We start from the raw sequence: 21777 nt of genomic DNA, 5'->3' as shown, positions 1-21777 counted from the left end.
TCCCGTTCGCGCCCGCCCCACCTCAGGTCACCAGATCCCGGCGGCGCAACGCCGTCAGGGCCGCGGCCACCAGAACCGCCGACAGCGCGGTGAGGAGCGTCACCGGCCCCCATTCCATCCCCGCCCCCGGCAGCTTCGGCAGGTGCGTGAACGGCGACGCGTCCATCACCGGCTGCGGCAGGTCCAGGGCGGGCCCGATCCAGCCGAGCGCCAGGCAGAGCCCCACCACCCCCCAGCTCGCCGGGGCCGCCTTCGGTATCGCCCCGTGGAGCAGGGCCGTGATCCCGCCGAGCAGCCAGACGGCGGGCAGCTGCACCAGGCAGGCGCCGAGCACGGCCGGAAGCGCGTGACCGTATCCCGCCGCCAGGCCGAGGCCGCCGACCGCCATGATCAGGGCCGCCCCGCCGAAGGCGATGAGCAGATGGCCCCCCGCCCAGCGGAGCCGGCCGACCGCCCCCGCGAGCACCGGCTCCGCGCGGCCGGCGGTCTCCTCCCCGTGCAGCCGGAGCACCGACGCGGCGATGTACAGGGCGGCGACCGTGCCGAGCACGGAGACCATCGAGGCGAGGAACGCGTCGGTGAGACCGGACTGCCCGCCCATCCGCTCGAAGATCTCGCGGGCCTTCTCGTTGTCCCCGACCAGGTCCGCCGCCCCGCCGGCCAGTCCACCGAAGACGAAGCCGACCACGGCGAAGGACACCGTCCACCCCAGGAGCGCACCGCGTTGCAGCCGTATCGCGAGGCCCCAGGCGGTGGACATCCGGCCCCGCGCAGGCCCCGGACGCGCCGCCAGGAAGCTCATGCCGACGTCCCGGCGCCCGGTCAGCGCGTACCCCACGAGGCACTGCACCACCACCGCGCCCGCGATCAGGAGCAGCACCCACCACCGCTCGTCCGCGTACGGCCGGACGTTCTCCGCCCAGCCGAGCGGGGAGAGCCAGGTGAGGAGGGACGAGCCGTCGTCCGTGGCCGAGTCGCCCGCCGCCTTCAGGACGAACGCGGCACCCACCACCGCCGCCGTCACCCCCTTCGCGAGACGGCCGCTCTCGGTGAACTGCGCGGTGATCGCAGCGGTGCAGGCGAACAGGACACCGACCCCGGCGACGGCCGACGCGAGCGCCAACGCCCCCGCGCCCCCCGCGCCCGAGCCGGCCATTCCGGCGGTGATCACCAGCGTCAGGCCGGCATTGGCGATCAGCGCCGCGAGCAGTGCGGCCGTGAGCGGGGCGCGGCGCCCGACCACCGCTGAGGAAAGCATCTCCTGACGACCCGTCTCCTCTTCCTCCCGGGTGTGGCGCACGACGACGACCAGGCTCATCACCGCTGCCAGCGCCGCGCCGAAGGCGAGCATGCGCCAGCTGACGAGCCCTCCTACGGAGTCGCCGAACACGGGCCCGTACATCGCCCGCACGGAGCTGTTGGCGTTCATCGACGCGGCGAGCTCGGCCCGTTGGGACGGCGTCTCGTAGAGCGAGGAGATGGATTTACCGACGGAGGAGAAGGACCCGCCGAGGACGAGTACCCAGACAGGGATGACGATGCGGTCGCGTCGCAGGGCGAGCCGCAGCAGGGCACCGGTCCCGGTGAGCGAGCCGGTGGACGCGCGGCGCCGCACACCCGTCTTCGTCGCGAGGGGCACGGCGGTCATCGCGCCACCGCCCCCGACGACTGCTCCGCTTCCGCCGTGTAGTGACGGAGGAACAGCTCCTCCAGCGTGGGCGGGGTGCACGTCAGCGAGCGGACGCCGGATGCGGACAGGGACTTGAGGGCGGCGTCCAGCCGGTCCGTGTCCACTTGGAGCGAGACCCGCCGCCCTTCGACATCGAGGTCATGGACCCCCGGGAGCCGTGTCAGGCCGTCCGGCTCGCGTATCAGCTCGGCGCTGATGTGCGTCCGCGTCAGATGACGCATGTCTGCGAGTGATCCGGTCTCCACCGTCCGTCCCTGGCGGATGATGCTGACCCGGTCGCAGAGCGATTCGACCTCGCTCAGGATGTGGCTGGAGAGCAGCACCGTCCGACCGCGCTCACGCTCCTCGGCCACGCAGCTCTGGAAGACCTCCTCCATCAGCGGGTCGAGCCCGCTGGTCGGCTCGTCCAGGATCAGCAGATCGACGTCCGACGCGAAGGCGGCGACCAGCGCCACCTTCTGCCGGTTGCCCTTGGAGTACGTCCGCCCCTTCTTCGTCGGGTCGAGCTCGAAGCGGTCCACGAGGTCCGCGCGCCGGCCCCCGTCGAGCCCGCCGCGCAGCCGTCCGTACAGGTCGATCACCTCGCCGCCGGAGAGGTTGCGCCACAGGGTGACGTCCCCGGGGACGTACGCCACGCGCCGGTGCAGCTCGACCGCGTCGTGCCAGGGGTCGCCGCCGAGCAGCTGGGCAGCGCCCGAGTCGGCTCTGAGCAGCCCCAGCAGGACCCGAATCGCCGTGGACTTCCCCGACCCGTTCGGACCGAGGAATCCGTGGACCTCACCGGTCTCGACGGCCAGGTCGAGCCCGTCCAGCGCCTGCGTCCGGCCGAACGATTTGCACAGTCCGGCCACGGTGATTGCTTTCGTCATGATTTTGAACGTACGCTACTTTCACAAAATTGTGAAGTTAAGGAACCGTATAAACTCGAAGGAGTGACATGCAGTGGCGCACGGAGGAAGAGGAGCGGGATGAGCGGCGAATCCGCGGAGGAGAGCGCGGGCGAGGACGCGGTCCGGGGCCCCGGGGACCGGGATACCGAGGCCGTCGCGCGGTTTGTCGAGCGGTTCGCGTCCGAGATGACCGAGGCGGGGATGCAGCGCATGGCCTCGCGCGTCTTCGCCGCGCTGCTCGCGGACGACGACGCCTCGATGACCTCGGCGGAGCTCGCCCTGGCCCTGCAGATCAGCCCCGCCGCCGTATCCGGCGCGATCAACTACCTCACGCAGGTCAGCATGGTCGGCCGCGAGCGCGAACCGGGCTCGCGCCGCGACCGGTACCGCCTGCACAACGAGATCTGGTACACCACCTTCGCCAGCCGCGACCAGGTCCTCACCCGCTGGGAGCGCACCCTCAAGGAAGGCGCGCGCACGCTCGGCGAGCACACCCCGGCCGGCGCCCGGATCGCCGAGACGGCGGCGTTCTTCGAGTTCCTGCAGTCGGAGCTGGAGGGGCTGATGGGGCGCTGGGAGGAGCACCGCAAGGCCCTCGACCTGCCGGTGGGCAGGTCCGGCGCGGGCACCTGACCGCCCGCGTCCGCTACCCCGCCGGGAGCATCAGCCCCCAGGCCCCCGCCCGTACCGTCCACGTACGTGTCCGCACCGGCCCCGCGACCTGTATGTCCGCCCGGTAGCGGAAGTCCGCCCCCGAGACCGTGACCGCCTTGGCCTCCGTGGTGACCGGGGCGGTATCCGGCGCGTCGATCGTCACGGCGGCCAGGCCGTCGTCGCCGCAGCCCGACGTCACCGTCACGGAGGCGACCGGGCGGTCGAGGTCGTTCAGCACGACGCCGTCGGCCTCCACGCGCAGCCGGTGCGTCGGCGGCACGGCGGCCGGTTCCGGAGGAGCGGGGCGCACCAGGGTGCGGACCAGGGAGCGGCAGGCGTCCCAGACGGAGGACACGCCCGGCCGGTCGGCCGCCGTGCCGGGGGCTCCGTTCAGCGCGGGGATGCGCAGCGCGCCGAGGACCACGCCGTCGCTGTCGTCCACGAGCAGGTCGAGACGGCGCACCGCCCCGTCCAGCGCCGTGCGCGCCGCCGCCACGGCGCCGTTCGGCACGCCGAGCGAGTGGGCGAGTTCCAGCGCACCCGACGCGCCGACGGGGACGAGCGACAGCGCGCTCATGGCGGGCTCCCGTTCCCGGTGCAGCAGAGACACGGCGCGCCGCAGCGCGCGGTCGTCGCCGATCACCACCGGGCGCCGGCCGCCCCGGCGGGACAGGGCCCGGGCGAACTCCCCGGGGCTGTCCGGGAGGCAGATCTTGGCGTGCGAGCCGGCGCTCAGCACGTCCTTCGCGATGCGGACGGACTCGCCGTCCGTCCGGCGGGCGACCGGATCGATCACCACCAGCAGGTGGGGCGCACCGTTACCGGGGGGCTGGGCAGCCGACACCTCGGTCCTTCCTCGGGTAGCATCTTGGTGCAAGAGCCCCTTGCGCTATTGCGCCAGGGGTTTCGTCTATTCCGGGGCACCCGGTTCGACGGTTCGGACTGTGCCGTACAACGACGTACGGCATGTACGGCGTTTTCGTACGCCCCCTGACCTTGGACATGCCCCGCCCGGAAGGGGTGTACGCCTGTGCCCGCACTTGTGCTGCTCGGTGCTCAGTGGGGTGACGAGGGCAAGGGAAAGGCCACCGACCTCCTCGGTGGATCCGTGGACTATGTGGTGCGCTACCAGGGCGGCAACAACGCCGGCCACACGGTGGTCGTCGGTGACCAGAAGTACGCACTGCATCTCCTCCCCTCCGGCATCCTGTCACCGGGATGTACCCCGGTCATCGGTAATGGTGTCGTCGTCGACCCGGCGGTCCTGCTCTCCGAGCTGAGTGGGCTGAACGACCGCGGCGTGGACACGTCGAAGCTGCTGATCAGCGGCAACGCTCATTTGATCACCCCGTACAACGTCACCGTCGACAAGGTGACGGAACGGTTCCTCGGGACGCGCAAGATCGGCACCACCGGGCGCGGCATCGGCCCGACGTACGCCGACAAGATCAACCGGGTCGGCATCCGCGTCCAGGACCTCTACGACGAGTCGATCCTGGAGCAGAAGGTCGAGGCGGCCCTGGAGCAGAAGAACCAGCTTCTGGCCAAGGTCTTCAACCGGCGCGCCATCGAGGCCGGCAAGGTCGTCGAGGACATGCTCCAGTACGCGGAGCAGCTCAGGCCGTACGTGGCCGACACGACGCTCGTCCTGAACAACGCCATCGACGAGGGCAAGGTCGTCCTGTTCGAGGGCGGCCAGGGCACGCTGCTCGACGTCGACCACGGCACGTACCCCTTCGTGACCTCCTCGAACCCGACCGCGGGCGGCGCCTGCACCGGTGCCGGGGTCGGTCCGACCAAGATCAGCCGGGTCATCGGCATCCTCAAGGCGTACACGACCCGTGTCGGCGCCGGTCCGTTCCCGACGGAGCTCCACGACGAGGACGGCGAGGCCCTGCGGCGGATCGGCGGCGAGCGCGGTGTCACCACCGGCCGTGACCGCCGGTGCGGCTGGTTCGACGCGGTCATCGCGCGGTACGCGACCCGGGTCAACGGCCTCACCGACTTCTTCCTCACCAAGCTGGACGTGCTGACCGGCTGGGAGCAGATCCCGGTGTGCGTCGCGTACGAGATCGATGGCAAGCGCGTCGAGGAGCTTCCGTACAGCCAGACCGACTTCCACCACGCGAAGCCGGTCTACGAGATGCTTCCGGGCTGGTCCGAGGACATCACCAAGGCGAAGACGTTCGCCGACCTGCCGAAGAACGCGCAGGCGTACGTGAAGGCGCTGGAGGAGATGTCCGGCGCCCCGATCTCCGCGATCGGCGTCGGCCCCGGCCGGACCGAGACCATCGAGATCAACTCGTTCCTGTAGCCGTACGGGGGCACAGGAGGGCCGGGGCGGCGGATCAGCCCCGGCCCTCCGGCGTGCGCGCCCAACGGGGCCTGTCTGGTCTAGACCTTGACAGGTTCAGACCAGCGACGGTTGGGTGCAGGGATGCCCGCACGGCCGCCCGCCGAGGTGTGCGGCGCACCGTGCCCCGTCCTCGCAGAAGGAGTGAGCAGCGCTGAACCGCATCAAGAGCATTCTGACCGTACTGAGCGCGGTCGTCGCCACGGCGGCCTTCCTGCCCGGCGCCGCCAACGCCGCACCGGCCGCCTCGGACACCGCAGGCTCCGCGTCGTGCGCACCCCTGTGGAACTCCTCGACCGCCTACACGGCCGGCGGCGCGGTCTCGCACCACGGCCGCAACTGGACGGCGAAGTGGTGGACGCAGAACGAGAACCCGGGCGCCACCACCGTCTGGGCGGACGAGGGCGCCTGTACGGGAGGGGTCTCCGACTTCGTCATCAGTGAGGCGGAGTTCGACGCGATCTTTCCCGAGCGCGACCCCTTCTACACCTACCAGGGCCTGATCGACGCGCTGCACGCGTATCCCCGCTTCGCCAACACCGGGACCGAGGAGACCAGGAGCAGGGAGGCCGCGGCGTTTCTGACGCACGCCGACTTCGAGTCGGTCGGCCTGCGGTATGTGAAGGAGATCAACGAGGCCAACTACTGGATCAAGTGCGACTACAGCCAGCCGTTCGGCTGCCCGGCCGGCCAGTCCGCCTACTACGGGCGCGGCCCGATCATGTTCAGCTGGAACTTCAACTACAAGGCGGCCGGAGACGCGCTCGGCCTCGATCTCCTCAACGACCCGTGGCTGGTGGAGCGCGACCCGTCCGTCGCCTGGCAGACCGCGCTCTGGTACTGGAACACCCAGAACGGTCCCGGAACCATGACCTCACACGACGCCATGGTCGGCGGGGCCGGCTTCGGTGAGACCATCCGCTCGCTCAACGGCTCGCTGGAGTGCAACGGCGGAAACCCCGGGTCGGTGCAGGCGCGGGCGGCCAAGTACGAGCACATCACCGAGGTCATCGGCGTCGACCCGGGTTCGCACCTCACCTGCTGACGCTGCCTCGAACCCCGGTGCCCATGCCGTCTTTGTGCAGGGGGAGGGCTCCGGGGTTCTCGCGGCGGAAGAGGTTCCGTTTTTTGGTCTAGACCTTGACAGGTCCAGACCAACCGCGCTTGAGTGGCGGCAACCCCCCACGGCGGTGCGCCGCGACGATCGGTGCGCCGCGACGAAGGAGTGTGCAGATGTTCCGTCGCATCATGGGCCTGCTCGCCGCGCTGGGCGCGGTCGTCGCTGGGCTCGTCGTACTCCCCGCCACCACCGCGTCGGCCGCCGACTGCGCGGCCGCCTGGAACGCCTCGTCCGTGTACACGGGCGGCGGCTCCGCCTCGTACAACGGGCACAACTGGACCGCCAAGTGGTGGACTCAGAACGAGACGCCGGGCAGCTCGGACGTCTGGGCCGACCAGGGCGCCTGCGGAAACGGAGGCGGCACGGACCCGGGTGACCCGGGCTCGTCCTCCGGCTTCGTGGTCAGCGAGGCGCAGTTCAACCAGATGTTCCCCGGCCGCAGTTCCTTCTACACGTACAGCGGGCTGGTCGCCGCGCTGGACGCGTACCCGGGCTTCGCCAACACCGGCAGCGACACCGTCAAGAAGCAGGAGGCCGCGGCCTTCCTCGCCAACGTCAGTCACGAGACCGGCGGACTGGTGTACATCGTCGAGCAGAACACCGCCAACTACCCGCACTACTGCGACAGCAGCCAGCCCTACGGCTGCCCGGCGGGCCAGGCCGCGTACTACGGGCGCGGTCCGATCCAGCTCAGCTGGAACTTCAACTACAAGGCCGCGGGCGACGCGCTCGGCATCGACCTGCTGGGCAACCCCTACCTGGTCGAGCAGGACGCCGCCGTGGCCTGGAAGACCGGCCTCTGGTACTGGAACACCCAGAACGGCCCCGGCTCCATGACGGCCCACAACGCCATGGTGAACGGCGCCGGCTTCGGTGAGACGATCCGCTCCATCAACGGCTCGATCGAGTGCAACGGCGGCAACCCCGCCCAGGTCCAGAGCCGCATCGACAAGTACCAGGCTTTCGTGCAGATCCTCGGAACCACGCCCGGTTCCAACTTGAGCTGCTGACCAGGGCTTTAGCCCGGCAACTTCACTCGTGTGGGGGATGCCTCCGGCCTCGTGGCCGGAGGCATCCCCCCTCTCGTTGTCAGTGGTCGCCTCTAACGTCGAAAGCGTCGGGACCGCAGGCGGTCGGCGCATGAGGAGAGGGCATCACGATGGAGTTCCGGATCGAACGAAGCGAGCTGACGGACGCCGTCTCCTGGGCCGCCCGCGTTCTGCCCACCAGGTCGCCCGTGCCCGTCCTGGGCGGGCTGCTGCTGGAGGCGGCGGACGACAGACTGAGCATCTCCGGCCTCGACTACGAGGCGTCCGCCCGCATCGAGGTCGCGGCGCGGACCGAGCGGCCCGGGAAGGTCCTGGTCATGGGCCGCCGCCTGCTGGACGTGTGCAAGGTGCTGCCCGAAGGGCCGGTGGAATGCGCGGTCGAGGGCTCACGGTTCACGGTGACGGGCGGCGGCGCCGGGTTCGGTCTGTCCGTCCTGCCGCTGGACGACTACCCCGCGCTGCCGCCGCTGCCGGAGATGCTCGGCGAGGTGGACGGGCAGGAGTTCGCGGCAGCCGTCGCCGACGTCTCGGTGGCCGCCGGCCGGGACGACACCCTCCCCACGCTCACCGGAATCCGCCTGGCGCTCGACGGTGAGCGGATGACCCTCGCGGCCACCGACCGCTACCGCTTCGCCGTCCGCACGCTCGACTGGCGGCCCACGGGCCACGGTGTCACGGCCGACGTCGTCGTCTCGGCCCGTCGGCTCACCGAGATCGCCCGCTCGGTCGGCAGCCGCCCCGGTACGGTCCGCCTCGCCCTGGACGGCGGTTCGGCGGGCTTCGAACGGGAGGGCATGCGCACCACCGTCCGGCTGCTCGACGGCCGACTGCCGCGCCACGACAAGCTGTTCGTGCTGAGCGCCCCGGTCACGGCGGTGACCGAGCGCGAACCGCTGGTCGAGGCGGTGAAACGGGTCGCGGTCGTGGCGGACGGCGACAGCCCGCTCCAGTTCGCCTTCACCGGGGAATCCGTCCTGCTCCAGGCCGGGTACGAGGACGACGTGGCCTCCCAGCGCCTGCCCGCCGTGCTCCTGGGCGCCGAGGAGATCACCGTGGGGTTCAACCCCGCCTACCTGATGGACGCGTTGGCCACATTCGACGCCCCGGTGGTCCGGTTCCAGCTCATGGGCCAGGGCCAGCGCGCCATGATCACCGGGCACCGGGACCACGAGGAGGCGGCGGCAGCGACGGACGGGGTGGGGGACACGGTCCACCAGCACCTGCTCATGTCGCTCCGGCCGCTGGTCCAGTGAGCCCGGCGGCGGGGCCGCCCGGCAGCGGGCGGCCGCACGCACGCAGGGGCGGCCTCGCCCGGTCCGGAGGGTCAGCCGGACTTCGTGTACGTGAGCTTCTCGCCGCTCGACGTGTTCTCACGGCTCAGGCTGCCGTCCGGGAGCAGCGTGAGCGTGGTCGGAGCCCCCGGAGTGCAGGAAGCCGCCGGTTCGCCCTCCGTCACGGTGGAGGGGCCGATGCGGACGGACTCGCCGTCACCGGTCTCGGCGCTCAGGGTCGCCTCGAAGACGCAGCGGTAGGTGCCGCCGCCGGCGAGAGGGCCCTCGGCGGTCAGGGTGAGGATCGTGTCGCCCACCTCGCCCTGACGGATGACGAGTTCACGGGTGGAGTGGCCGGTGGCGTTGTCGATGCTGCCCGACCAGGAGCCCAGGTAGCTGTCGGGGACGGCTCCCTCCTCGCCGTTGGCCCCGTCATCGGGCGAGGGGTCCGGGGAGACGTCGGGGGTGGGGGAGTTGTCGATGGCCCGCGAGGGGGAGGGACCGGCCGAGCGGGTGGGCTCGGCCGTGGGCGTTCCTCCCTTGTCGCTCATGAGGGCGTAGACGGACCCGCCCGCGCCTATGGCGACCAGTACGGCGACGAGGATCAGCGCGATGGTCGAACCGCTGCTCCTGCGGGCCGGTTCGGGAGCGGGGGCCGGATGCTGGGTGCCCGTGGGGTACCCGGGGCCGTAGGGGGGAGTGGCGCCTTGGCCGGGCTGCTGCGGATAGCCGTACGGGTAGCCGTGGTCCGGGCTCGGCTGCTGGGGGTAGCCATATGCCTGGCCCTGGCCGGGATGCTGTGGATAGCCGTACCCCTGGCCGGGGTTGGGCTGCTGCGGGTGGCCGTAGCCCTGGGCCTGCTGCGGCTGGGCGGCCTGGTGCGGGTAGCCGTAGCCGGGAGGCGGGGTGGCCGGGGGCGGCCCGCTCGGCGGCGTGGCGGCGGCCCCGGCCGCGCCGGCGGCCGCGGTGGGGAGCGCGTGGACGGGCCCGGGCCCGGGCTGCCCGGGGGACGGAAGCGGGGCGGGCGGACCGGCGGGGGCGTCGAGGACCGCGGTCTCCGGCTCCGCGGGAGGCTCGGCGCCCGGTCCGGACGGGGCGCCGACGGGAGCATCGGACGGGCCGCCGGGGACGGCGTCCGACGGGGCGCCGCTCGCCGCGTCGGCGGGGGCGCCCGGCTTGGTGAGCGGGACCGCGCCCTGCGGCTTCCCGCCGACCGGGGCGGGGGAGGTGCTCGGGGTGCGGTCCGGGTCCGGCACCGCGTCCGCCGGTGCGGCGTCACGGGGCCCCGCATCGGCGGGCGCCGTGCCACCCGGCGCCACTGCGTCGGCCGGCACCGCGTCCTCGGGGTCCTCCGAGTCGAGCAGTTCCACGGCGTGGCGCCCGAGTTGGGCGAGGAGCGCACCCGGGAGCCAGGGCTCCGGGCTGTTGTCGCCGTCGGCCAGGATCGCCAGGATATCGTCCGTGGACGGCCTGGCCTGCGGGTCCTTGTGGAGGCAGCCGCGGATCAGGTCGTCGAGCCCCGGCGTGACCCCGGTCAGGTCCGGGTCCTCCTGCGCGATGCGGAACAGCAGGGCGTGCATCTCGTTGGCCGCGGCGCCGAAGGGAAGCCGGCCGGTCAGGGCGTACGTCAGCACCGAGCCCAGGCAGAACACGTCGCTGGCCGCGCTCACCCGCTCGCCCCGCACCTGCTCCGGAGACATGAAACCGGGCGTGCCGACCAGCGCGCCGGTGCGGGTGAGGCCGCCGTCGGTGATGGTGTCCAGGGCCCTGGCTATCCCGAAGTCGATGACGCGCGGGCCGTCGATCGTGAGCAGGATGTTGGAGGGCTTCAGGTCGCGGTGGATCAGCCCGGCCGTGTGGATGGCCTTCAGGGCGTGCGCCAGGCCGGAGCCGAGAATGCGGACGGACCGCTCCGGCAGGGGGCCGTAGGCGCCGGGGGCCCGGCCGGACGCGGTGCCCGGCCTGCCCGAGACGGTGGCGTGAAGGGAGGGGCCGGCCACATACCCGGTGGCGACCCACGGGACGTCGGCCTCGGTGTCGGCGTCCAGGACGGACGCGGTCCAGGTGGAACCCACCCGCCGGGCGGCCCGCACCTCCTGGCGGAACCGGTCGCGGAATTCCTGCTGCGCGGCCAGCTCCTCGCGTACCAGCTTGAGCGCGACCGTGCGGCCGCGGTCGGACCGGGCCAGATAGACCTGCCCCATCCCGCCCGCGCCGAGGCGCCCCAGCAGTCGGTAGGCGCCGATGCGCTGTGGATCGGTGGACCCGAGCTTCTCCATGGTGTGCGGCCTCCCCCGTACGACAACACGCCGGACGGGGACGAGAATAGCGGCGTGGATCGTCCGGCCGGGCCCCTCCGGGGCTCAGGGGCGGTACGACCCCGGTCTAAGGTGACCCGGAACCGAATGGGGGAGGGGCGCCATGTGCCCGAGCGGAGCCGTCACCCGCAGCACCCTGCGACAGCAGATCGCGGACGCGCTGCGTGACGAGGTGCTCGCCGGGCGTCTACTGCCGGGGCGCGAGTTCACCGTCAAGCAGATCGCCGAGCAGTACGGGGTGTCCGCGACGCCCGTTCGCGAGGCGCTGTTCGACCTGTCCGCGCAGGGCCTCCTCGAATCCGACCAGCACCGCGGATTCCGGGTGCACCAGTTCACGGTCGCGGACTACCGGGCGATGGTGGAGGCCCGCGCCCTGGTGATGGACGGGGTCATCCGGGACGTCTTCCACGAGCCGGTCCCGGACCGGCGGGCCGACTACCGGGACGCGCTCGTCTCCGTACGGCGACGGGCCGAGGAGGCCGCCCGCGCGGCACGCGGCGGTGACCTGGACATCCTCATCGGCTACGACCTGCGCTTCTGGCGCGAGCTCGGCGGGCTCATCGGCAACGGCTACATCAGCGACTTCCTGCACCGGCTGCGCGTCCAGGCCTGGGTGTTCGCCGTGCCGTACCTGCGGGGCGACGCCGATCTGCGGGACTGGCTGTGGAACGGCCATGCCGAACTGGTCGCCGCCATCACGCACCGGGACCGCGAGGCCCTGCGCGCGGTGATAGACGGGTACAACGGCCATGCGCTGAGCTGGGCCGACCGACTGGCCGGGCTGGGGCCGTCCGGGGCGGAGACCGAGGGGCCGGTCTGAGCCCCCGGCACCGTCGTCGCTCCTCTGCGCCTCGGGCCGGTCGTGAGTGACCACTGTGCGCGCGCTGCCGGTCGCATTACGCTGTCCCGACCACCGCACGCCCCCGTTGGAGAGCGAGACTTCGTGGCCTGTGACCTGTGGCTGGTCCCCCTCGTCGATGTGCTGTGCCACAGCCCCGACAACCCCTTCGCCGAAGAGATCGCCCTCTACGACAAGGCCCTGGGCGAGGCCGGACTGCCGCCCGTCCCCGTCTACGCCTACATGCCGGGACTGACCGGAGACGTCGCCCCGGTCGCGGGCTTCGACTACGACGCCCTGCACTTCCTCCGCCGCGCCTATCTGCTCCAGCTCAGCGGCCTCGCCGTCACGCCGGTCGGTGAGCTGGGTGGGGACTACGAGCAGCTGCTGGAGATGTTCGAGTCCACGGCCCGGCAGTCGCACCTGGTGTGGCACTTCGACCACGCGGGGGCGTACGTCCCCCTCGACTTCGCCGCACCCGTGTCCACCGACGACCTGCTGGCGGCGGGCGGACCGCTCGGTTCCGCGCACGGGCTGCTGCGGGAGCTGGAGTTCGTCGCCCCGGCCATCGGAATCGACCCGGCGAACCCGCCGGCCGCCCCCCTGCCGCCCGCCGCCCCCACCGAGCTGGAGGAACCGGCGACCTCCGTCCCGTACGACGACAACCCCTTCGCCCGGGAGCGCCACGTCTGGCTCGGCCTGCACGCCGCGGCCACCCGCAGCCTTGCCCAGGGATCGATGATCGTCTTCAGCTGACGCGGTCCCGGCGTCCCGCGCCGGAGCCCCGCACCGGCCGGAGAGCGGTCAGCGCGGGGACTCCGGCGGGCGCTGCCGGGGCATGTTCGGCCGGCCCATCGACTGGAGCGGGAAGCGTCCGGGCGCCGCCCCCGGCTCCGGGCGCCCGTTCCCGGAGCCGCCGGAGACCAGGGCCTGCATCCCCAGGGGCGCGGGACCGGCCCGGAACTCCACCATCCAGTCGGCGGTCTCCGACCGTACGAGCTCCGTGATGTCCTCGGAGAAGCGCCGCAGCACGCCCAGGCACCGCTCGGTCGCCTCGCTCGCCGTGCCCTCGGCCGGGCCGAGCACCTCCCGTACGCACTCCGACGCCCAGTCGAACCGGAGCACCTGGAGCCTGCGCTGCACCGCCTGCGCGGTCGCGAGGTTCCTTATCCAGCCCGAGGTCAGGCCGAAGTAGCGGTCGCACGCCATGCACGCGGCACCGAGCAGCAGCGACAGATAGCCCCAGCCGGCCGCGCCGTGCAGCGCGCCCGTCAGGTCGAGCAGGGGCAGGGCGGCGCCCGCGACCATCCCGGCGGCGGTGCCCATCCGCAGCGCCCTGGCGCCGCGCCGCTTCCACAGCCGGTCGTTCAGATACCAGTCGGCGGTGCGCAGCGCGTCCGCCTCCAGCCACCGGTAGAGGTCGTCCAGCCGCTGGGACGGCTCTCCCCAGTCGCCCAGCGGGAACGGCTCCCCGGTCAGGTCACGGGCCCGCCCCGCACGGTCCTCGGAGTCCGTACCGGAGGGAGCGGCCGCACCCGCCGGGCCGGACGTGCCGGACTTGCGGGGCGGCACTTCGGGCTGCATCTCCGGCTGACTCACCGGGGTACTCCTCTGCATGCTGCATAGCGACGCGTGCTCTCGACCGCGTACTCGACGACGGGGCGGATCTCTGCTCTGCTCCCGGTCCCTTGACGCGACGGGCAGTCCCCCATGCGTAACCATGCGTGACGAGGGGTAGGCGCGTGCGTGCCGGGACGCATGCCCTTCCTACCGCCGAATGGTGGGGCGTGGGGTCGAAATCGCGGTATTCCCGGGTGCGCACGGCCTCTGGTCAGGTATAGGAGTCCCGGCACCGCTCCCGCGATCTCACTCGAAAGAGTTGCTCGTCGGCGGGTGGGGCGCGCCGCCCGGGGACAACGTAGGCTCGGCGTACCGAAACATTTGTCGTCGAAATGCCTGGAGTGACCGTGATTCCCGGTGGTGGTCAGCCCAATATGCAGCAGCTGCTGCAGCAGGCCCAGAAGATGCAGCAGGACCTCGCTCAGGCCCAGGAAGAGCTTGCCAGGACCGAGGTCGACGGTCAGGCGGGCGGCGGCCTGGTCAAGGCGACGGTCAACGGCTCGGGCGAGCTGCGCGCCCTGGTGATCGACCCGAAGGCGGTGGACCCGGAGGACACCGAGACCCTCGCGGACCTCGTCGTCGCGGCGGTCCAGGCGGCCAATGAGAACGCCCAGCAGCTCCAGCAGCAGAAGCTGGGCCCGCTGACCCAGGGCCTGGGCGGTGGCATGCCCGGCCTGCCGTTCTGACCGGCCGCATACCCAAGACCGTACGTACCCCCTACGGTACGTACCACGACTCAGCCGACTCAGTCAGGAAGGCGTTCCGTTGTACGAAGGCGTGGTTCAGGACCTCATCGACGAACTGGGCAGGCTGCCCGGCGTCGGTCCCAAGAGCGCGCAGCGGATCGCCTTCCACGTGCTGCAGGCGGAGCCCACGGACGTGCGGCGCCTGGCCCACGCCCTCCTGGAGGTCAAGGACAAGGTCCGCTTCTGTGCGGTCTGCGGCAACGTGGCCCAGGAGGAGGAGTGCGGGATCTGCCGTGATCAGCGCCGCGACCGGTCGGTCATCTGCGTGGTCGAGGAGCCCAAGGACGTCGTCGCGATCGAACGGACCCGTGAGTTCCGGGGGCGCTACCACGTGCTGGGCGGGGCCATCAGCCCCATCGAGGGCGTCGGCCCGGACGACCTGCGCATCCGCGAGCTCCTCGCCCGCCTTGCCGACGGCTCCATCACCGAGCTGATCCTGGCGACCGACCCCAACCTGGAGGGCGAGGCCACCGCGACGTACCTGGCGCGGATGGTCAAGCCGATGGGCCTGCGCGTCACCCGGCTCGCCAGCGGCCTGCCGGTGGGCGGCGACCTGGAGTACGCGGACGAGGTCACGCTCGGCCGCGCCTTCGAGGGGAGGCGGCTGCTCGATGTCTGACGGTCGCGTTTCCGCATCTCACGGCGGCTTTACGTTCAGCGCGGTTATCTTCTACTCACCGTCTCCGACCGTGCACACGGGAGGTCTCCTCGATGTCTGACGCCACGTTGAACACCGTCACGCAGGACCCCGGCGATTTCGCGGTCCAGATCGCGGACCAGATCAAGACGTTCATCGTCGCGGTCACCGAGGTGTCCAAGGTCGAGGAGCCGGAAGAGGCCGTTCCGGTCCTGCTCCTCCAGGTCTCCCAGCTCCTGCTGGCCGGCGGCCGGCTCGGCGCGTACGAGGACATCCTCCCTGACGAGCGCTACGAGCCCGACCTGGGCGCCGAACCGGACGCGGACGGCCTGCGCGAGCGCTTCGCGGCCCTCCTGGAGCCGATCGACGTCTACTCCGAGGTTTTCGACCCGTACGAGCCCCGCAAGGCCCCGGTCGCGTCCCGCATCTCCGACGACCTGGCCGACCTCGTGACCGACCTGCGCCACGGCCTGGCCCACTACGAGGAGGAGCGCACCACCGAGGCCCTGTGGTGGTGGCAGTTCTCCTACTTCTCCAACTGGGGCTCCACCGCTTCCGCCACGCTCCGCGCCCTTCAGTCCCTGATCGCCCACATCCGCCTCAACCAGCCCCTCCAGGAGCTGGACGGCCTGGACACCGACCAGGACGCCGGCGACGACGACCTCGCCGAGGAGGCGGGCCGCGTCATGTTCGAGGAGATCGCGGGCCCGCTGGGCCTGCGCCCGGCCAAGTAGCGGCCCCATGTGGTCCGGCCCGTGTGTGGGCTGGGCCACAAAGGGGAATGCGTACGTGTTCGGTGGGCAGCAGGGCGGTACGAGCAGTTCGGGACGACGCCCCGATGATCACGTGGTGAGCGGGACATCTCACCATGTGGTATCAGCGGGGCGTTTCCGGGCTGCTCGTTAAACTGAGCCGACCGCAGTAATGGACTGAGCGAGGAGCGCACGTGGGCCTTGTCGTGCAGAAGTACGGAGGCTCCTCCGTAGCCGATGCCGAGGGCATCAAGCGCGTCGCCAAGCGAATCGTCGATGCCAAGAAGAACGGCAACCAGGTGGTTGTCGTGGTGTCCGCGATGGGCGACACGACGGACGAGTTGATCGATCTCGCCGAGCAGGTATCCCCGATACCGGCCGGGCGTGAGTTCGACATGCTGCTGACCGCGGGAGAGCGGATCTCCATGGCGCTGCTGGCCATGGCGATCAAAAACCTGGGCCACGAGGCCCAGTCGTTCACCGGCAGCCAGGCAGGCGTCATCACCGACTCGGTCCACAACAAAGCGCGCATCATCGATGTGACGCCGGGCCGTATCCGTACGGCGCTGGACGAGGGGAACATCGCGATCGTCGCGGGGTTCCAGGGTGTGTCCCAGGACAAGAAGGACATCACCACCCTCGGCCGCGGCGGGTCCGACACCACTGCCGTCGCGCTCGCGGCCGCGCTGGACGCCGAGGTCTGCGAGATCTACACCGACGTGGACGGCGTGTTCACCGCCGACCCGCGGGTCGTCAAGAAGGCCCGTAAGATCGACTGGATCTCCTTCGAGGACATGCTGGAGCTGGCCGCGTCCGGCTCCAAGGTGCTGCTGCACCGCTGCGTCGAGTACGCACGCCGATACAACATCCCGATCCACGTCCGCTCGTCCTTCTCCGGACTGCGCGGCACCTGGGTCAGCAACGAGCCGCAAGGGGACCAGAAGGTGGAGCACGCGATCATCTCCGGAGTCGCCCATGACGTCTCCGAGGCCAAGATCACCGTCGTCGGCGTGCCCGACAAGCCGGGCGAGGCCGCCGCGATCTTCCGTACGATCGCGAACGCCGAGGTCAACATCGACATGGTGGTGCAGAACGTCTCCGCCGCGTCGACCGGTCTGACGGACATCTCCTTCACGCTCCCGAAGGCCGAGGGCCGCAAGGCCATCGACGCCCTGGAGCGCAACCGCGGCGTGATCGGCTTCGACTCGCTGCGCTACGACGACCAGATCGCCAAGATCTCCCTGGTCGGCGCGGGTATGAAGACGAACCCCGGGGTCACCGCGGGCTTCTTCGAGGCGCTGTCCGACGCCGGCGTCAACATCGAGCTGATCTCGACATCCGAGATCCGCATCTCGGTGGTCACCCGCGCCGACGACGTCAACGAGGCCGTGCGCGCCGTGCACACCGCCTTCGGTCTCGACAGCGACTCCGACGAGGCCGTCGTGTACGGGGGCACCGGCCGATGACCGCACGCCGCCCTTCGCTCGCGGTCGTCGGTGCGACCGGGGCGATCGGTGGCGTCATGCTCCAGATCCTCTCGCAGCACGCGGACGTCTGGGGCGAGGTCAGACTCGTCGCCTCACCGCGCTCGGCCGGCCGCAAGCTGGTCGTACGCGGTGAGGAGTGCGAGGTCCTCGAAATCACCGAGGACGTCTTCGAGGGCATCGACGTGGCGCTGTTCCTGGTGCCCGCCGAGGTCTCCGCGCGCTGGGCACCGCTCGCCGCGTCTAAGGGCGCGGTCGTCATCGACGACTCCGCCGCCTTCCGGACCGACGACGACGTTCCGCTCGTCGTGCCCGAGATCAACCCGCACGCCGTACGGATGAGACCGCGCGGCATCGTCGCGAACCCGAACTGCACCACGCTGGCGCTGATCGTCGCCATCGGTGCCCTGCACGCCGAGTTCGGTCTGCGGGAACTCGTCGTCTCCTCGTACCAGGCCGTCAGCGGCGCCGGCCGCGACGGGGTCGCCGCACTGCGCGAACAGCTGTCGATGGTGGCCGGCACCGAACTCGGCACGAAACCGGGCGACGTGCGCCGCGTCGTGGGCGACACGCACGGCGGCCCCTTCGCCGCTCCGGTCGCGCTCAACGTCGTCCCGTGGGCCGGTACGGACGCCGGCGACGGCTGGTCGTCGGAGGAACTGGCCATCCGCGAGGAGTGCCGCAAGATCCTCGGCCTGCCGAGCCTGCGGGTGTCGGCGACCTGCGTGTACGTACCCGTCGTCGCCACGCACTCGATGTCCGTGCACGCCCGCTTCGAGAACGAGGTCGCGGTCGACCGGGCCCACGAGATCCTGGCGACCGCTCCCGGGGTGGTGCTGTACGACAGCCCGGGCGCCGGTGACTTCCCCACCCCGTCCGACGTGGTCGGCACCGACCCCACCTGGGTCGGCCGGGTCCGGCGCTCGCTGGACGACCCGCAGGCGCTGGAACTCTTCGTCTGCGGCGACAACCTCCGCAAGGGGGCCGCGCTCAACGTGGCGCAGATTGCCGAATCGGTGGCCGCCGAATTTCCCCGGTCCTGAGCGATCGTGATCATGAGGTCCGGATCGAACCCCTTTTGCACTTTCTGTGAACGATCTGTGAGCAACTCGCTGGTCTGAACCTCTTGAGCTGGGCAGTCGCCGTGACCGACGATGACCTTTCGGTTCGTTGCAACCGCGGGTCGGGCGCCAAGCGTCTAAGCGGTCACTTCTTGCGCGGCGGGGCGCATGTGCGGGGCATCTGAAGAAGAGCGGGTACGTATGAAGGCATATCGCAGGGCCTCAAACGCTGTGCCGTATGCGTACAACCCTGACGGGGGGAAGCGTGTCCAACTGGCGTGGCAGAGGTTCTCGATATCACAGTGGTGGGCCCCTTGCGCGGCGCTTCGGTGCGACCGCTCCGACGGGCCCGTGCAGCCGGTGGCATGCCGGTGATCGCGCCCATGCCCGCCGCGCGCCAGACGGGGCTGCCGGCGCAGCGCGAGGGTGCTGAAGAGAGCGTGGCAGCCGGAACAACCGTCGACCATCTCACCGAAACCTACCGCGCCCACTACCGTTCGCTGCTCGGCCTCGCGGCCCTGCTGCTGGACGACACGGCGTCCTGCGAGGACGTCGTGCAGGAGGCGTTCATCCGCGTGCACTCCGCGCGCAACCGGGTCCGCGAGCCCGAGAAGACCCTCGCGTACCTGCGCCAGACCGTCGTCAACCTCTCCCGCTCCGCCCTGCGCCGCCGCATCCTCGGGCTGAAGCTCCTCTCGAAGCCGATGCCGGACATGGCGAGCGCGGAGGAGGGGGCGTACGACCAGCTGGAGCGGGACGCGCTGATCAAGGCGATGCGCGGCCTCCAGAGGCGCCAGCGCGAGGTGCTGGTGCTGCGCTACTTCGCGGACATGACCGAGGCTCAGGTGGCCGAGACGCTCGGGATATCCCTGGGCTCGGTGAAGGCGTACGGGTCACGCGGTATCGCGGCCCTGCGCGTGGTGATGGAGGCGCAGGTATGACCCGGCGCGGTGAGCACCACGATCACGACCATGAACAGGACCCGCGGCCGGGGGGCCGTAACGGATACCGGCGCGGTCCCTCGCGCGGGTTCCCGCTGGACCGGACTGGGAACGGAACTGTGAACCACGGGCCGGAGAACGCTCCGCACGCGGACCGCGACGACGACACCCTGGGCCTCGCGGCCACGGCCGGCCTGTTCGGCGGGGGCGGCTCGTCCGGCGGGGGCGTGCCCTTCGGCGACGACGGTGACGAGGATGCGCTGCGCCGCATGATGCACGGTGTCGTGCAGGGCCTGGAGCCGAGCGAGGGCAGCCTCGACCGGCTGCAGCGCGCGGTGCCCGCCCGGCGGGCCCGCCGACGGCAGGCCCTGGTGGGCGCCGCCGCGGCGGCACTGCTCATCGGCACCGCGATCCCCGCGTTCGTGCACGTCGCCAACTCGGACGGCTCCAGCACGGCCAGTCCCGCCATCGCCGGTCACGGCGAGCAGGCCCAGGGTGGCAGCGGCGACGACTCCGGCGCGGACTCCGGCAACGGCGGTGACGGCGAGAGCGGTGGCGGCCACCCCAACGGCGGCCAGGGGCTTCCGGAGAGCACCATGAGCCCGTCCGGCAGCAGCGGCCAGGGCCAGGAGGGGGACCCGGCCGGGGCGTCCGCCGACCCCTCCAGAAGCGCGGTGGACGCCATGCGCCCGTGCGACCCGGGCCAGCTCGGCGTGGAGTCGGCCAGGACCGGCGCGGCGGGTGCCGACGGCACGGTGTACGGGGCCTTCCGCATCGCCAACGTGTCCGGCGAGAACTGTGCGGTGCGGAGCAGCGGCACCGTGGGCTTCGAGGCGATGGGCGCGGCCGACCCGACCCGGATCGAGGTCGTCCGGCACACCCAGGGTGATCCCGCGTCGGGCCTGCCCGACCCCGCCGCCGAAGAGCCCGTCGTCGTGCTGAAGCCGGACGCGGTCTACGAGGTGCAGTTCGCCTGGGTCCCCAAGGACACCTGTCCGTCCACCGGTGGTTCGCCCTCCCCGACGCCGACCGAGGGTGCGGCGGGCGCCGCAGGTGGCGGCGGCGCGGCCGGATCCGGGGCGGCCGGCGGCTCCGGAGAGAGCGAGACGGGTACGGAGACGCAGTTCGGCGCCGACGGTGGCACCCCCGCCCAGGGCAGCATCTCCGTGCAGCACACCCCCGAGCCGGGGGCCCCGGTGGCCGCCGCGAAGATCGACAACGCCTGCGCGGGAACGATCTACCGGACGGGCGTCCTGGAACCGTCGTCGTAGGAGCCGCTACGGGGCACCCGGCGGCCCGCACCGCCGGGCCACCGGCTCACGTCCCTGAGCGGGCCTCCGCCTCGGGGACGGCCTCCGCCTCGGGAACCGACGGGGAAGCGGGCTCCGCGTCCGGGATCAAACCGAGCCGCACGTCCCGGGCGGCCTCGGCCTCGCGCCGGAGCAGCCGGAACCACATGAAGACCACGAACCCGGCGAAGACGAACCACTCACCCGTGTAGCCGAGGTTCTGGAACGCCTTGAGATCGAGACCGCCACCCTCCGGCGCGGTGGCCGGCACCGGGCGCAGCGCGGTCGCCTCGGACGGGGCGGCACCGCCCGCCGCCTCCCCCGAGGCACCCGCGGCCTTCTCGGAGCCGCCCGCACCGCTCGCCGGGAGCGTCACCCAGGCGTCGTACACCTGGTACGGCACCAGGTTGACGAGCGACGCCGCGCTGATCATGCCGACCTGGCCGTCCGGCAGCCCGCCCGTCGCGCCGATCCCCGCGGTGCCCGCGTTCTCCGAAGCCTGGAGGTCGCCGGTCACCGTGACCCGCCCGGCCGGCGCGGGCGGCACCCGGGTCTGTCCGGGCTTCCCGGGCAGCCAGCCGCGTACCACCGGCAGGGCCTTGCCGCTGTCCGTCCGCAGCATGTCCAGGACGTAGAAGCCCTTCCGGTCGTCCAGCTCACGGCCGGGCACCAGGAAGCGGTCCGCGTACCGGCCGGTCGCGGTGGCGGGCCGGCCGGAGGTCTCCGTGTCGACGGGCAGCAGCTCGTCGAGCGGTTTGGCGGCCCTGGCGCCCGGCGCGGGCTGCTTCTCGGCGGCCTCGTGCGTGTGCACGCGGTCCTCGAAGCGGCCGAGCTGCCAGGTGCCCATGAACACGCAGAACGGGATCGCCAGCACGACGAAGAGGTTGATCCCCCACCATCGCGGGGTCAGCAGGAACCGGTACACCCCTCCACGGTACGGTCCCCGCTCCGGCCGACCGGAGCGGGGGCACCCGGAAAGCAGCCCTTTATCCGGCCCCTACGCGCCGATCAGCTCGTCGTCCGCCCACCGTCCGACGCCTCGCCCACGTACCGGCCAACACCTC

Annotated in this window: 20 protein-coding genes; 14 read left to right on the top strand and 6 right to left on the bottom strand. The window is 71.6% G+C overall.

The window, feature by feature from the left end:
* Positions 1–22: 22 nt before the first annotated feature.
* Both OHS17_RS15620 and OHS17_RS15615 read right to left on the bottom strand, forming a co-directional pair.
* Positions 23–1648, bottom strand: coding sequence for an ABC transporter permease (locus OHS17_RS15620; RefSeq protein WP_330312672.1), 1626 nt, complete (start codon positions 1646–1648; stop codon positions 23–25).
* Positions 1645–2559: an ABC transporter ATP-binding protein gene (locus OHS17_RS15615; RefSeq protein ID WP_330312671.1), complete on the bottom strand. Its 915-nt coding sequence runs from the start codon at positions 2557–2559 to the stop codon at positions 1645–1647. The genes OHS17_RS15620 and OHS17_RS15615 overlap by 4 nt, the downstream gene beginning before the upstream one ends.
* 99 nt (positions 2560–2658) lie before the next feature.
* Here OHS17_RS15615 and OHS17_RS15610 point away from each other — a divergent pair, with 99 nt between their 5' ends.
* Positions 2659–3213: a GbsR/MarR family transcriptional regulator gene (locus OHS17_RS15610; RefSeq protein ID WP_330312670.1), complete on the top strand. Its 555-nt coding sequence runs from the start codon at positions 2659–2661 to the stop codon at positions 3211–3213.
* 13 nt (positions 3214–3226) lie between these two features.
* Here OHS17_RS15610 and OHS17_RS15605 read toward each other — a convergent pair whose 3' ends face one another.
* Positions 3227–4078: a diacylglycerol kinase gene (locus OHS17_RS15605; RefSeq protein ID WP_161211205.1), complete on the bottom strand. Its 852-nt coding sequence runs from the start codon at positions 4076–4078 to the stop codon at positions 3227–3229.
* Between the two features lie 186 nt (positions 4079–4264).
* Here OHS17_RS15605 and OHS17_RS15600 point away from each other — a divergent pair, with 186 nt between their 5' ends.
* From OHS17_RS15600 to dnaN, 4 genes are all read left to right on the top strand, one after another.
* Positions 4265–5548: an adenylosuccinate synthase gene (locus tag OHS17_RS15600; RefSeq protein ID WP_026171388.1), complete on the top strand. Its 1284-nt coding sequence runs from the start codon at positions 4265–4267 to the stop codon at positions 5546–5548.
* A 211-nt stretch (positions 5549–5759) separates the two neighbouring features.
* Positions 5760–6632 carry a glycoside hydrolase family 19 protein gene (locus OHS17_RS15595; protein ID WP_443053290.1) on the top strand — a complete coding sequence of 291 codons (873 nt, stop codon included), beginning with the start codon at positions 5760–5762 and terminating at the stop codon, positions 6630–6632.
* Between the two features lie 188 nt (positions 6633–6820).
* On the top strand, positions 6821–7717 hold the full coding sequence (locus tag OHS17_RS15590) for a glycoside hydrolase family 19 protein (RefSeq protein ID WP_018102110.1): 897 nt from the start codon (positions 6821–6823) through the stop codon (positions 7715–7717).
* A gap of 149 nt (positions 7718–7866) precedes the next feature.
* Complete coding sequence (dnaN, locus tag OHS17_RS15585) at positions 7867–9009, top strand: DNA polymerase III subunit beta (protein WP_330312669.1); 1143 nt, start codon at positions 7867–7869, stop codon at positions 9007–9009.
* Positions 9010–9080: 71 nt separating this feature from the next.
* On the opposite strand, the gene OHS17_RS15580 is transcribed toward dnaN, so the two are convergent.
* Positions 9081–11306 carry a serine/threonine-protein kinase gene (locus OHS17_RS15580; protein WP_330312668.1) on the bottom strand — a complete coding sequence of 742 codons (2226 nt, stop codon included), beginning with the start codon at positions 11304–11306 and terminating at the stop codon, positions 9081–9083.
* A 142-nt stretch (positions 11307–11448) separates the two neighbouring features.
* Here OHS17_RS15580 and OHS17_RS15575 point away from each other — a divergent pair, with 142 nt between their 5' ends.
* Both OHS17_RS15575 and OHS17_RS15570 read left to right on the top strand, forming a co-directional pair.
* Complete coding sequence (locus OHS17_RS15575; protein ID WP_161210846.1) at positions 11449–12165, top strand: GntR family transcriptional regulator; 717 nt, start codon at positions 11449–11451, stop codon at positions 12163–12165.
* Between the two features lie 123 nt (positions 12166–12288).
* Positions 12289–12939, top strand: coding sequence for a hypothetical protein (locus tag OHS17_RS15570; RefSeq protein ID WP_018102114.1), 651 nt, complete (start codon positions 12289–12291; stop codon positions 12937–12939).
* A 48-nt stretch (positions 12940–12987) separates the two neighbouring features.
* Here the strand turns inward: OHS17_RS15570 and OHS17_RS15565 are convergent, their stop codons facing one another.
* Entirely contained in the window at positions 12988–13767 is a 780-nt protein-coding gene (locus OHS17_RS15565; protein ID WP_161210848.1) for an SLATT domain-containing protein, read from the bottom strand.
* Positions 13768–14150: 383 nt separating this feature from the next.
* Between OHS17_RS15565 and OHS17_RS15560 the strand changes: the two genes are divergently transcribed.
* The 7 genes from OHS17_RS15560 to OHS17_RS15530 all read left to right on the top strand — a co-directional run bounded on the left by OHS17_RS15560 (position 14151) and on the right by OHS17_RS15530 (position 20695).
* A complete protein-coding gene (locus OHS17_RS15560) occupies positions 14151–14489 on the top strand; it encodes a YbaB/EbfC family nucleoid-associated protein (protein WP_330315266.1) in 339 nt (112 codons plus the stop codon).
* Positions 14490–14568: 79 nt separating this feature from the next.
* Positions 14569–15168, top strand: a complete 600-nt coding sequence (gene recR / locus OHS17_RS15555) for a recombination mediator RecR (RefSeq protein WP_018102117.1) — start codon at positions 14569–14571, stop codon at positions 15166–15168.
* 92 nt (positions 15169–15260) lie between these two features.
* Positions 15261–15920, top strand: coding sequence for a DUF5063 domain-containing protein (locus tag OHS17_RS15550; RefSeq protein WP_018102118.1), 660 nt, complete (start codon positions 15261–15263; stop codon positions 15918–15920).
* Between the two features lie 212 nt (positions 15921–16132).
* Complete coding sequence (locus OHS17_RS15545) at positions 16133–17404, top strand: aspartate kinase (RefSeq protein ID WP_018102119.1); 1272 nt, start codon at positions 16133–16135, stop codon at positions 17402–17404.
* Complete coding sequence (locus OHS17_RS15540) at positions 17401–18465, top strand: aspartate-semialdehyde dehydrogenase (protein WP_330312666.1); 1065 nt, start codon at positions 17401–17403, stop codon at positions 18463–18465. Before OHS17_RS15545 ends, OHS17_RS15540 begins: the two co-directional genes overlap by 4 nt.
* Positions 18466–18848: 383 nt before the next feature.
* Positions 18849–19424: a SigE family RNA polymerase sigma factor gene (locus OHS17_RS15535; protein ID WP_018102121.1), complete on the top strand. Its 576-nt coding sequence runs from the start codon at positions 18849–18851 to the stop codon at positions 19422–19424.
* Positions 19421–20695, top strand: a complete 1275-nt coding sequence (locus OHS17_RS15530) for a hypothetical protein (protein WP_383163823.1) — start codon at positions 19421–19423, stop codon at positions 20693–20695. Before OHS17_RS15535 ends, OHS17_RS15530 begins: the two co-directional genes overlap by 4 nt.
* 46 nt (positions 20696–20741) lie before the next feature.
* Here OHS17_RS15530 and OHS17_RS15525 read toward each other — a convergent pair whose 3' ends face one another.
* Positions 20742–21638 (bottom strand): SURF1 family protein, encoded by an 897-nt coding sequence (locus OHS17_RS15525; protein WP_330312664.1) that lies wholly within the window; start codon positions 21636–21638, stop codon positions 20742–20744.
* Between the last annotated feature and the right edge of the window lie 139 nt (positions 21639–21777).

It is taken from the genome of Streptomyces sp. NBC_00523 (assembly GCF_036346615.1).
GTDB lineage: Bacteria > Actinomycetota > Actinomycetes > Streptomycetales > Streptomycetaceae > Streptomyces.
This window is presented reverse-complemented; position numbering and strand designations above follow the sequence as displayed.